Below are 12,493 nucleotides of genomic sequence, written 5' to 3' on the forward strand. Positions count from 1 at the left end.
AAAAAGCCCCGATAGTCTTTATCGGGGCTGTATATATTACTTTACGTCAGAAACGAAAGGCTTACGCGTCACCGAAACGACGACGGCTGGTGCCTTCTTCACGACGTGGGCCACGGCTATCACGGCGTTCACCGGAGAAACGACGACCTTCACCACCGCGGCCTTCGCTGCGACCGCCTTCACGACGCTCGCCACCGAAACCGCGACCACCGCCACGACGTTCGCCGCCACGGTCAGGACGTGGCTGTGCATCGCCCAGCAGCTGCATGTTCATCGGCTTGTTCAGGATGCGGGTGCGAGTAAAGTGCTGCAGTACTTCGCCCGGCATGCCTTTTGGCAGCTCGATGGTGGAGTGAGATGCGAACAGCTTGATGTTACCGATGTAACGGCTGCTGATGTCGCCTTCGTTCGCGATCGCGCCAACGATATGACGAACTTCAACACCATCATCACGGCCCACTTCAATGCGGTACAGTTCCATTTCGCCAGCGTCACGACGTTCACGACGTGGACGGTCTTCGCCACCACGCTCTGAACGGTCACCACGTGGGCCACGATCGTTACGGTCACCACGGCGTTCGAAGCGATCGTCACGATCGCGGAACTCACGACGAGGACGCATCGGTGCATCTGGTGGCACGATCAGGGTACGTTCGCCCTGTGCCATCTTCAGCAGTGCTGCAGCCAGCGTTTCGATATCCAGCTCTTCGCCTTCAGCGGTTGGCTGAATCTGCGCCAGCAGCGCACGGTACTGATCCAGATCGCTGCTTTCCAGCTGCTGCTGGACTTTCGCGGCGAATTTTTCCAGACGGCGTTTGCCCAGCAGTTCTGCGTTTGGCAGCTCCGCTTCCGGAATGGTCAGCTTCATGGTGCGTTCAATGTTACGCAGCAGACGACGCTCGCGGTTCTCAACGAACAGCAGGGCACGACCCGCACGACCTGCACGACCGGTACGGCCGATACGGTGAACGTAAGACTCAGAGTCCATTGGGATGTCGTAGTTTACAACCAGGCTGATACGCTCAACGTCCAGACCACGTGCTGCCACGTCGGTTGCAATCAGGATATCCAGACGACCGTCTTTCAGACGCTCCAGCGTCTGCTCACGCAGAGCCTGGTTCATGTCGCCATTCAGCGCTGCGCTGTTGTAGCCGTTACGCTCCAGGGCTTCAGCCACTTCCAGGGTCGCGTTTTTGGTACGAACGAAGATAATCGCCGCATCAAAATCTTCCGCTTCCAGGAAACGCACCAGCGCTTCGTTTTTGCGCATGCCGTACACAGACCAGTAGCTCTGGCTGATGTCCGGGCGAGTGGTAACGCTGGACTGAATGCGCACTTCCTGCGGCTCTTTCATGAAGCGGCGGGTAATGCGACGGATTGCTTCTGGCATGGTGGCAGAGAACAGAGCGGTCTGGTGACCTTCCGGGATCTGCGCCATGATGGTTTCTACGTCTTCGATGAAGCCCATACGCAGCATTTCGTCGGCTTCATCCAGTACCAGACCGCTCAGTTTAGAGAGATCCAGTGTACCGCGCTTCAGGTGATCCAGCAGACGGCCCGGCGTACCGACAACAATCTGTGGGCCCTGGCGCAGGGCGCGTAACTGCACGTCATAACGCTGGCCGCCGTACAGGGCTACCACGTTTACGCCGCGCATGTGTTTAGAGAATTCCGTCATCGCTTCCGCAACCTGAACCGCCAGTTCACGGGTTGGAGCCAGGACGAGGATCTGCGGTGCACGCAGGTCCGGATCAATGTTGTTCAGCAGCGGCAGCGAGAATGCTGCGGTTTTGCCGCTACCAGTCTGGGCCATGCCCAGCACGTCACGACCAGAGAGCAGATGTGGGATACATTCTGCCTGGATCGGAGATGGTTTTTCGTAACCGAGATCGTTAAGAGCTTCAAGGATAGGAGCCTTCAGGCCCAGATCTGCAAAAGTGGTTTCGAATTCAGCCATGTAGTACGAGTGCCTCAATGTCAATGGCGGCCAGTCTACTTAGCTCATCGTGAAAATGATCTGCAATTTTCATTGAAAAGTGTGAACCGGCTCAAATTAGGTGTATTGACGAACAACAACGCCCTCACCAGTGAAGGTGATGGCAATCAAAAAGATTACGGGCTGATGTTTATGTCGTCAGCTATTGCTGGTCCGATTCTGCCAGGTCATCTTGCTCCTGGCCCAAGAGCGATAATTCCAACAATGCATAACGGTGCTCAACGAAGTTGTGTACGTTGTTAGCAACCGCTAATTTGAACAGTGCCGTAGCGCTGTCCTTATCCCCCAGACTTAGGTAGTACTTACCTAAATAGAAGTTGGTTTCACTGAGATGCTCAGCGAGCGAGGTGTTATCCGTTGCGTCCGCCTTGAGGCGTTCCATCAGCGTTGCTTCGCTAATGTTGCCCAGGTAGAACTCGACAATGTTCCATCCCCACTGTTCCTTGTCCGATTTGTCGAAGCGCTGTTTCAGTGCCTCTTTTGCCTGTTTCTCATCGAGCTTCTGCTCAACGATGTAAAGCCACAGGCTACGGAAAGGATCATTAGGATCGTCTTGATAAAACGCCAGCAGATCATCTTGCGCTAACTTATCACGACCGCCGTAATACAATGCGATACCGCGATTCAAGTGCGCGTAGTTGTAAGTTGGATCAAGCTCAAGTACAGAATCAAACGCTTCATAGGCAGCATCAAAATTGCCTGCCTGCGTTAAATAAATGCCTAAGTAATTGAATACTTCAGGCATATCAGGTCGGATAGCCAGCGCTTGTGAGAAATCATTTCGCGCTAATGCCCTCAGACCGAGACTATCATACAACACTCCGCGCTCATATAAAAGCTGTGCGCGTTCGTCATCGGTTAAAGCCCGACTGGCAAGAATTTGTTCCATGCGTGCCAGAATCACTTCCTGCTGCAAAGTCGGTTGCAATGGCACTGCGAGGACTTCGCTCTTACGCCAGGCAGAGTTGCTGCATCCTGCCAGCGTTAAAGCTGTCGCAACGAAACACCAGCGCAAAAAAGGCTTCATTTCCCACTCCCGAAGACAACTATTGGATGAACGTCCTGTCCCCCGGCGGCTTAACAAGGCGTCCTGCCTGATAATGGCCCTCCGCGATGCGGAGGGCAAATGGCAACCTTACTCGCCTTGCTGTTCTGCTGCCGGTGCTTCTGGCGCAGCAGCTGGCTGAGACTGCTCGGTTGCTTCTTTAATGCTCAGACGGATACGGCCCTGGCGGTCAACTTCCAGAACTTTAACCGGTACTTCCTGACCCATCTGCAGGTAATCGGTCACTTTCTCAACGCGCTTGTCAGCGATTTGAGAGATGTGTACCAGACCTTCTTTACCGCCACCGATGGCAACGAACGCGCCAAAGTCAACGATACGGGTCACTTTACCATTGTAGATACGGCCCACTTCGATTTCTGCAGTGATTTCTTCGATGCGACGAATCGCGAATTTCGCTTTTTCGCCGTCGGTCGCTGCGATCTTCACCGTACCGTCATCTTCGATTTCAATGGTGGTGCCGGTCTCTTCGGTCAGCGCACGGATCACGGAACCGCCCTTACCGATAACATCTTTGATCTTGTCTGGATTGATCTTGATGGTGTGAATACGCGGAGCGAACTCGGAGATATCACCGCGCGGCGCGTTGATAGCCTGTTCCATCACGCCCAGGATGTGCAGACGCGCACCTTTAGCCTGGTTCAGAGCAACCTGCATGATCTCTTTGGTGATACCTTCAATTTTGATATCCATCTGCAGTGCAGAGATACCGTCGCGGGAACCCGCCACTTTGAAGTCCATATCGCCCAGGTGGTCTTCGTCGCCCAGAATGTCAGACAGAACAACAAAGTTGTCGCCCTCTTTCACCAGACCCATTGCGATACCCGCAACGGCGGCTTTGATTGGCACGCCTGCATCCATCAGCGCCAGAGAGGCACCACACACGGAAGCCATGGAAGAAGAACCGTTGGATTCGGTGATTTCAGAAACCACACGAACGGTGTATGGGAATTTGTCTGCGTCTGGCATCACTGCCAGCACGCCGCGCTTCGCCAGACGACCGTGACCAATTTCACGACGCTTAGGCGAACCCACCATACCGGTTTCCCCTACGGAGTACGGAGGGAAGTTATAGTGGAACAGGAAGCTGTCAGTGCGCTCGCCCATCAACTCGTCGATGATCTGTGCGTCACGTGCAGTACCCAGGGTCGCGGTAACCAGCGCCTGCGTTTCGCCACGGGTGAACAGCGCAGAACCGTGAGTACGTGGCAGTACGCCAGTACGCACGTCCAGACCACGGATCATGTCTTTTTCACGGCCATCGATACGCGGCTCGCCAGCCAGTACGCGGCTACGAACAACGTTTTTCTCGATTGCGTGCAGAATTTCGCTCAGCTCGTTAGCGTCCAGCGTTTCGTCTTCAGCAACCAGCGTGGCGATGGTTTCGTCTTTGATCACGTCAACCTGAGCATAACGCTCCTGCTTGTCGGTGATACGGTATGCATCGCTCAGACGCGCTTCAGCCAGTGCAGCAACGCGTGCGTTCAGCGCGTCGTTAGCGGCTTCAGGCTGCCAGTCCCAACGTGGTTTACCGGCTTCTTTCACCAGCTCGTTGATGTTCTGGATAACAACCTGCTGTTGGTCGTGGCCGAAGACCACAGCACCCAGCATCTGGTCTTCGCTCAGCAGCTCTGCTTCAGACTCAACCATCAGAACGGCGGCTTCCGTACCGGCAACAACCAGGTCCAGCTTACTTTCTTTCAGCTCTTCCTGAGTCGGGTTCAGCACGTACTGGTCGTTGATGTAACCAACGCGCGCGGCACCGATAGGACCATTGAATGGAATACCGGACAGAGACAGCGCAGCGGAGGCACCGATCATCGCAACGATATCCGGGTTAACCTGTGGGTTAACGGAAACCACGGTCGCGATAACCTGCACTTCGTTTACGAAGCCTTCCGGGAACAGCGGACGAACCGGGCGGTCAATCAGACGCGCGATCAGGGTTTCGCCTTCGCTTGGGCGGCCTTCACGACGGAAGAAGCCACCCGGGATTTTACCGGCAGCGTAAGTACGCTCCTGGTAGTTAACGGTCAGTGGGAAGAAGTCCTGACCTGGTTTAGCTTTTTTCTGGCCAACAACGGTCACGAATACCGCGGTGTCATCCATGCTTACCATAACGGCAGCAGTAGCCTGACGTGCCATCATGCCGGTTTCCAGCGTGACGGTATGCTGACCATACTGGAATTTACGAACGATCGGATTCAGCAAAATTCTGTCCTTTCTTAAATGTTTGACAGCACACCACCGGTGTGCTGACGATTTAACCCGACCTTCTTCGCATCCTCGCGACTAATGACAACCAACACCCCCATGGGTGAAGCCTCTCATTAGCCGCGCGAACCTCTGCAAGGAAGATCATTTATAGCAACAATACAATAGTTTCCAGTGAATTGCTGCGGTCCGGTTGAAAAAAGGGGCCATCAGGCCCCCTTTTCTGAAACTCGCAAGACTTAGCGACGCAGACCCAGACGCTCGATCAGCGCGGAGTAACGTGCAACATCTTTACGTTTCAGGTAGTCGAGCAGTTTACGACGCTGAGAAACCATACGCAGCAGACCACGACGGCTGTGGTGATCTTTTTTGTGCTCTGCAAAGTGACCCTGCAGGTGGTTAATCTGTGCAGTCAGCAGTGCAACCTGAACTTCGGTAGAACCGCTGTCGTTAGTACCACGACCAAACTCAGAAACGATTTTAGCTTTAGCTTCAACGCTTAGAGACATTTTCAAACTCCAAAGTATAAAGAATGTAAGGATGCCGATCTCTAATTCAGCGATCCCCGTATACGCCCCGCAAAATTGTTAAACAATTTGCCGGACGTTAAGCCGCGATATTCTACTCGCCTCACCGGTTTACCGCAAGGTGAGCTGATATCGCCGTCAGCCTTCGACCGGGTATTCCACCACCAGACGGCGGGGCGCAACGCGTCCTTCACCGTCCATTTCACCCATGCCGATAAACTTACCGTCATCCCCTTCGGTCACGCGTACCAGGCCTTCCAGCGGTGCATTCGTGGTCCGAACCGGGTTTCCGTTCTTAAAGTAAACGGACGATGTTAAAGGAAGATTAACAACCGGGAAGTCGGCCGCCGGGCTATCCATCGGCATCAGCAGCGGGTCAAGCAAATCTGCCGCGGCAACACCCTGCGCTTGCGCCTGTTCAACCAGCGCGTGCAAATGCTCAAGGGTCACCATCCGCTCAACCGGATATTTACTGACGGCCAGGCGACGCAGGTAGATAACATGCGCACCGCAGCCCAGCTTCTCGCCCAGGTCGTCGATAATGGTGCGAATATAGGTGCCTTTCGAACAGTGCACTTCCAGCTCCAGTTCGTCACCCTCGTGGCGAATAAAGAGCAGTTCATACACGGTAATCGGGCGGGCTTCACGCGGCACTTCAATACCCTGGCGCGCATATTCGTAGAGCTTTTTACCCTGATATTTCAGTGCCGAATACATCGACGGCACCTGCAGCGTATCGCCACGGAAGCTCTCCAGCGCCGCATCCAGTTGCTCTGCGCTAAACGTCACAGGACGCTCTTCCACCACCTGACCATCGGCATCGGAGGTGTCCGTGCGCTGGCCCAGCCTGGCGATAACGCGATAACGCTTATCGGAATCCAGCAGGTACTGAGAAAACTTTGTTGCCTCCCCCAGGCAGATGGGCAGCATGCCCGTCGCCAGGGGGTCCAGCGCGCCTGTATGGCCCGCACGGTTGGCATTATAAATACGCTTCACTTTTTGCAGCACGTCGTTGCTGGATGCGCCCTGGGGTTTATCCAGCAGCAGCACACCATGCACGTCGCGGCCACGACGACGAGGACGACTCATCAGTCCTCCTTGCTGTCGTCCGCCGGGTTAACACGACGTTCGTCGTCATGTTTCACCACGCTGGTCACCAGGTTGGACATACGCATACCTTCGACCAGGGAGTTGTCGTAGAAGAAGGTCAGCTCAGGCACGATACGCAGACGCATCGCTTTGCCGAGCAGAGAGCGGATGAAACCAGAGGCTTCCTGCAGCGCTTTAATACCATTTTTCACTGCTGCTTCGTCCTGATCGTTCAGGAACGTCACGAACACTTTGGCATACGCGAGGTCACGGGACATCTCCACGCCGGACACGGTGGTCATCATGCCCACACGCGGATCTTTAATTTCGCGTTGCAGAATGAGCGCGATCTCTTTCTGCATTTCCTGCGCTACGCGCTGCGGGCGACCAAATTCTTTCGCCATAATAAATTCTCCAGACAAAAAAGGGGCTAAAGCCCCTTTTTAAAATTATTGCCGGGTGGCACGAGGCGATCCCGGCCGACATATGGACCTATCCCAACAGGATTAGTCGATGCTGCGTTGGATCTCGATGATTTCGAACACTTCGATCATATCGCCAACGCGAACGTCGTTGTAGTTCTTCACGCCGATACCACATTCCATGCCGTTACGGACTTCGTTAACGTCATCTTTGAAGCGGCGCAGGGATTCCAGCTCGCCTTCGTAGATAACCACGTTGTCACGCAGTACGCGGATTGGGTTGTGACGCTTGATGGTACCTTCGGTAACCATACAGCCCGCGATCGCACCGAATTTCGGCGATTTGAACACATCGCGCACTTCAGCCAGACCGATGATCTGCTGTTTCAGCTCTGGAGACAGCATACCGCTCATCGCTGCTTTCACTTCGTCGATCAGGTTATAGATGACGGAGTAGTAACGCAGATCCAGGCTTTCTGCTTCGATCACGCGGCGAGCAGACGCATCAGCACGCACGTTGAAGCCAACCAGAATGGCGTTAGAGGCAGCCGCCAGGGTTGCGTCGGTTTCGGTGATACCACCTACGCCAGAACCGATGATCTTCACTTTAACTTCGTCAGTAGACAGTTTCAGCAAGGAGTCGGAAATCGCTTCCACAGAACCCTGAACGTCAGCTTTCAGTACGACGTTCACTTCGTGAACTTCGCCTTCAGCCATGTTCGCGAACATGTTCTCGAGTTTAGATTTCTGCTGACGAGCCAGTTTAACTTCACGGAATTTGCCCTGACGGTACAGTGCAACTTCACGCGCTTTCTTCTCGTCACGCACAACGGTCACTTCGTCACCAGCAGCCGGCACACCGGACAGACCGAGGATTTCCACTGGAATGGACGGACCTGCTTCCAGCACTTCCTGACCCAGTTCGTTACGCATCGCACGAACACGACCGTATTCGAAACCACACAGGACGATATCGCCTTTATGCAGTGTACCTTCGCGAACCAGAACGGTAGCCACCGGGCCACGGCCTTTATCCAGGAAGGATTCGATAACCGCGCCGCTCGCCATACCGTTACGGATCGCTTTCAGCTCCAGAACTTCAGCCTGCAGCAGGATCGCGTCCAGCAGCTCGTCGATACCGGTACCTGCTTTCGCAGACACGTGTACGAACTGGCTTTCACCGCCCCACTCTTCTGGCAGGATGCCGTACTGGGACAGTTCGTTTTTAACACGATCTGGATCCGCTTCTGGCTTATCGATCTTGTTCACTGCAACCACAACCGGCACACCCGCCGCTTTCGCGTGCTGGATAGCTTCGATGGTCTGTGGCATGACGCCATCGTCTGCAGCAACAACCAGAACAACGATATCTGTCGCCTGAGCACCACGAGCACGCATTGAGGTAAACGCGGCGTGGCCTGGGGTATCCAGGAAGGTGATCATACCGTTGTCGGTTTCTACGTGATATGCACCGATGTGCTGGGTAATACCACCCGCTTCACCGGAAGCCACTTTCGTAGAACGAATGTAGTCGAGCAGAGAGGTTTTACCGTGGTCAACGTGACCCATGATGGTCACAACTGGCGCACGCGGTTCTGCCGCAGCACCGGTATCACGGTCGCTCATTACTGCTTCTTCCAGCTCGTTTTCACGACGCAGGATAACTTTGTGGCCCATCTCTTCGGCAACCAGCTGTGCGGTTTCCTGGTCGATCACCTGGTTGATGGTCGCCATTGCGCCCAGTTTCATCATCGCTTTGATGACCTGAGAGCCTTTAACCGCCATTTTGTTCGCCAGATCGCCAACGGTGATGGTTTCGCCGATCACAACGTCACGGTTAACGGCCTGAGCTGGCTTCTGGAAGCCCTGCTGCAGGGAAGAACCTTTACGCTGTTTGCCGCCTTTACCGCCACGCACGGCTGCACGCGCTTCTTCACGGTCAGCTTTAGACTCGGCGTGTTTGTTGCCTTTTTTCGCAGGACGCGCTGCTTTCGCATTGCGACCACGGCCACGGCCGCCTTCTACTTCACGGTCGTTATCATCTTCAGCCTGACGCGCGTGCTGAGAAGTGGTCACGTGATAGTCGCTGGTATCTTCAGACTGCTCAGCGGTATCAATACCGTTCTTCTCGTTTTCTTCTGCCATACGGCGCGCTTCTTCAGCCACACGACGCGCTTCTTCTTCAAGCTTGCGGCGTGCTTCTTCTTCGGCTTTACGCTTCAGTTCGGCAGCTTCATTTTCACGACGGGCTTTTTCAGCCTGGGCGGTTTTGGTCATTTCGTCTGTCTGTTGATTGCTCACTTTGTCTTTTTCCGCAGCTTCACGCTTCACTTTTTCACTTGCGTCGCGTTTCGCTTTTTCTGCGGCCTCACGTTCAGCTTTTAATTCTGCCTCACGTTTGGCAGTTGCTTCTGCCTCACGCTGAGCTTGTTCTTCCGCTTCACGCTGTGCCTGCTCTTCCGCGGCAAGGCGCTCTGCCTCTTGCGGATCACGTTTTACAAAGGTGCGCGTCTTGCGGACTTCAATTTGTACCGATTTACTTTTGCCACCGGTACCTGGAATATTCAACGTGCTGCGCGTTTTGCGCTGCAGCGTCAGCTTGTCAGGCGCAGAGCCGTGTTCATGGTTGAGGTGCGCTAACAAGGTTTGTTTTTCGTTTGCCGTCACTGAGTCATCAGCGGTCTTCGGGATCCCTGCATCAGCAAATTGCTGTACCAGGCGGTCCACGGAGGTCTGAATCTCAGCAGCCAGCGATTTTACAGTTACATCAGTCATGCTGTTCCTTCCTGCTACAGTTTATTACGCTTCGTCGCCGAACCAGCAAATATTACGTGCGGCCATGATGAGTTCGCCGGCTTTCTCGTCGGTTAAACCTTCGATATCAGCCAGGTCATCAACGCCTTGCTCAGCGAGATCTTCCAGCGTACAAACACCACGGGCAGCCAGCTTGAACGCAATCGCACGATCAAGACCTTCCAGATTCAGCAGGTCATCAGCCGGCTTTTTGTCGCCAAGGCTTTCTTCCTGAGCCAGTGCCAGGGTGGTCAGTGCGTTTTTAGCGCGTTCACGCAGGGCTTCAACGGTTGGTTCATCCAGACCGTCAATTTCCAGCAGCTCTTTCATTGGCACATAGGCCAGTTCTTCCAGCGTAGAGAAACCTTCTTCTACCAGAACCGTGGCGAACTCTTCGTCAATGTCCAGGTATTTCGTGAAGGTATCGATCGCCGCATGGGCTTCAGCCTGATGCTTGGCCTGCAGGTCATCAACGGTCATCACGTTGAGTTCCCAGCCGCTCAGCTGTGACGCCAGGCGTACGTTCTGACCGTTACGGCCGATTGCCTGCGCCAGGTTACCCGCTTCAACAGCGATATCCATGGTGTGTTTGTCTTCGTCAACAACGATAGACGCCACATCCGCCGGAGCCATTGCGTTGATCACGAACTGCGCCGGGTTGTCATCCCACAGAACGATATCGATACGTTCGCCGCCCAGCTCGGTAGAGACCGCCTGAACACGCGCACCACGCATACCGACGCAAGCACCGACCGGGTCGATACGCTTGTCGTTGGTTTTCACCGCAATTTTCGCACGGGAGCCCGGATCGCGAGCCGCCGCTTTAATTTCGATAACTTCTTCGCCGATTTCCGGCACTTCGATACGGAACAGTTCAACCAGCATTTCTGGTTTAGAACGGGTCACGAACAGCTGTGCACCACGCGCTTCAGGGCGAACGGCATACAGCACACCACGGATACGGTCGCCAGGGCGGAAGTTTTCACGCGGCAGCATGTCTTCACGGAGAATCACAGCTTCAGCGTTGCCCGGCATCCCTTCGGATTTGATCTCCAGAGAGATGTTGTCGCGGTTCACTTTCTTCACCACGCCAGTGATGATTTCGCCTTCCTGATCGCGGAACTGATCGACAACCAGCGCACGCTCGGCTTCGCGAACTTTCTGCACGATAACCTGTTTTGCGGTCTGGGTGGTGATACGGTCGAAGGTCACAGATTCAATCTGATCTTCAACATAGTCACCAACATTCAGGCTTTCGTCTTCAAAACGCGCCGCTTCCAGGGTGATCTCTTTGGTTGGCTGGGTCACTTCTTCAACGATTACCCAACGACGGAATGTATCGAAGTCACCGCTTTTACGATCGATTTCTACGCGAACATCGATCTCTTGTTCGTATTTTTTCTTGGTTGCTGTAGCCAGTGCACTTTCCAGCGCTTCGAAAATCTTTTCACGCGGCAGTGATTTCTCGTTGGAGACGGCTTCAACAACAGCCAAAATTTCTTTGTTCATCGCGGGCTTTTCACCTCAATCCAGACTGTTAAAAGTGGGGAACCAGGTTCGCCTTCTGGATATTACTCAGCGCGAACACTTCATCTTTGCCTTCGACTGTTACCGTGATCATTTCACCATCAACGGCTTTGATAATTCCCTGCCATTTACGGCGGTTCTGTACGGCCATACGCAGAACGAGAGCCACTTCTTCACCGGTAAAGCGCACATAGTGCTCGGCCGTGAACATCGGGCGATCGAGGCCAGGTGAGGAAACTTCCAGGTTGTACGCAACGGTAATTGGGTCTTCAACATCAAGAACCGCACTCACCTGGTGGCTAACATCAGCACAATCATCAACATTGATGCCATCTTCACTATCAATATAGATGCGCAGCGTCGATGTGCGGCCGCGAACGAATTCGATGCCGACCAGTTCGTAGCCCAGTGCTTCGACCGGTGCAGTAATCATCTCTGTTAATTTTTGCTCTAATGTGGACAAGCCCACCCCCAAGACATAAAAAAAGGGCGTAAAGCCCAGTTATTCTGTAGTCAGATAACAAAAAACCCCGATAAATCGGGGCTTTAGATAACTGAACCCTATAGCCACAACTGTGGCCTGGAGCACTCTCCGAAAGAATTTTTTCAAATCCAGCTACGAAGGCTCTGAGTCTTCACAGTATATTTGAAAAATGACTTTATGGGAAAGTGGTTGCGGGGGCCGGATTTGAACCGACGACCTTCGGGTTATGAGCCCGACGAGCTACCAGGCTGCTCCACCCCGCGCCTGAAACGTGGCAAATTCTACGCGTTTTGGACAGAATTTGCAAATAATGCTGGGATTTGGTACCGAAGACGGGACGTAAAACCGGCGTTTAGTATATTGATAGTGAGCCCCATC

The 12,493-nt window shown here is 54.0% G+C and carries 10 protein-coding genes and 1 tRNA gene; all 11 read right to left on the reverse strand.

Annotated elements, in window-relative coordinates; all coding sequences use genetic code 11:
• Positions 1-61: 61 nt before the first annotated feature.
• Entirely contained in the window at positions 62-1,957 is a 1,896-nt protein-coding gene (locus M8370_RS06890) for a DEAD/DEAH family ATP-dependent RNA helicase (RefSeq protein ID WP_013098911.1), read from the reverse strand.
• Entirely contained in the window at positions 1,950-2,030 is an 81-nt protein-coding gene (gene yrbN, locus M8370_RS06895) for a protein YrbN (RefSeq protein WP_097533792.1), read from the reverse strand. The genes M8370_RS06890 and yrbN overlap by 8 nt, the downstream gene beginning before the upstream one ends.
• 108 nt (positions 2,031-2,138) lie before the next feature.
• Positions 2,139-3,023, reverse strand: coding sequence for a lipoprotein NlpI (gene nlpI, locus M8370_RS06900; RefSeq protein ID WP_013098912.1), 885 nt, complete (start codon positions 3,021-3,023; stop codon positions 2,139-2,141).
• A 108-nt stretch (positions 3,024-3,131) separates the two neighbouring features.
• Entirely contained in the window at positions 3,132-5,270 is a 2,139-nt protein-coding gene (pnp, locus tag M8370_RS06905) for a polyribonucleotide nucleotidyltransferase (RefSeq protein ID WP_013098913.1), read from the reverse strand.
• 242 nt (positions 5,271-5,512) lie between these two features.
• Positions 5,513-5,782, reverse strand: a complete 270-nt coding sequence (gene rpsO / locus M8370_RS06910; RefSeq protein ID WP_013098914.1) for a 30S ribosomal protein S15 — start codon at positions 5,780-5,782, stop codon at positions 5,513-5,515.
• Positions 5,783-5,938: 156 nt separating this feature from the next.
• The gene (gene truB / locus M8370_RS06915; protein WP_013098915.1) at positions 5,939-6,889 is read right to left on the reverse strand and encodes a tRNA pseudouridine(55) synthase TruB; all 951 of its coding nucleotides are present in this window, start codon (positions 6,887-6,889) and stop codon (positions 5,939-5,941) included.
• On the reverse strand, positions 6,889-7,293 hold the full coding sequence (gene rbfA, locus M8370_RS06920; RefSeq protein ID WP_003024988.1) for a 30S ribosome-binding factor RbfA: 405 nt from the start codon (positions 7,291-7,293) through the stop codon (positions 6,889-6,891). The genes truB and rbfA overlap by 1 nt, the downstream gene beginning before the upstream one ends.
• 102 nt (positions 7,294-7,395) lie before the next feature.
• Positions 7,396-10,086 (reverse strand): translation initiation factor IF-2, encoded by a 2,691-nt coding sequence (gene infB / locus M8370_RS06925; RefSeq protein ID WP_250020699.1) that lies wholly within the window; start codon positions 10,084-10,086, stop codon positions 7,396-7,398.
• 24 nt (positions 10,087-10,110) lie between these two features.
• The gene (nusA, locus tag M8370_RS06930) at positions 10,111-11,613 is read right to left on the reverse strand and encodes a transcription termination factor NusA (RefSeq protein ID WP_013098917.1); all 1,503 of its coding nucleotides are present in this window, start codon (positions 11,611-11,613) and stop codon (positions 10,111-10,113) included.
• A 28-nt stretch (positions 11,614-11,641) separates the two neighbouring features.
• Complete coding sequence (gene rimP, locus M8370_RS06935) at positions 11,642-12,094, reverse strand: ribosome maturation factor RimP (RefSeq protein ID WP_014833432.1); 453 nt, start codon at positions 12,092-12,094, stop codon at positions 11,642-11,644.
• Positions 12,095-12,301: 207 nt separating this feature from the next.
• A tRNA-Met gene (locus M8370_RS06940) sits at positions 12,302-12,378 on the reverse strand.
• Between the last annotated feature and the right edge of the window lie 115 nt (positions 12,379-12,493).

The sequence above is a fragment of the Enterobacter cloacae complex sp. OE43NF genome, assembly GCF_023544405.1.
In the GTDB taxonomy this organism is placed as follows: Bacteria; Pseudomonadota; Gammaproteobacteria; order Enterobacterales; family Enterobacteriaceae; genus Enterobacter; species Enterobacter cloacae.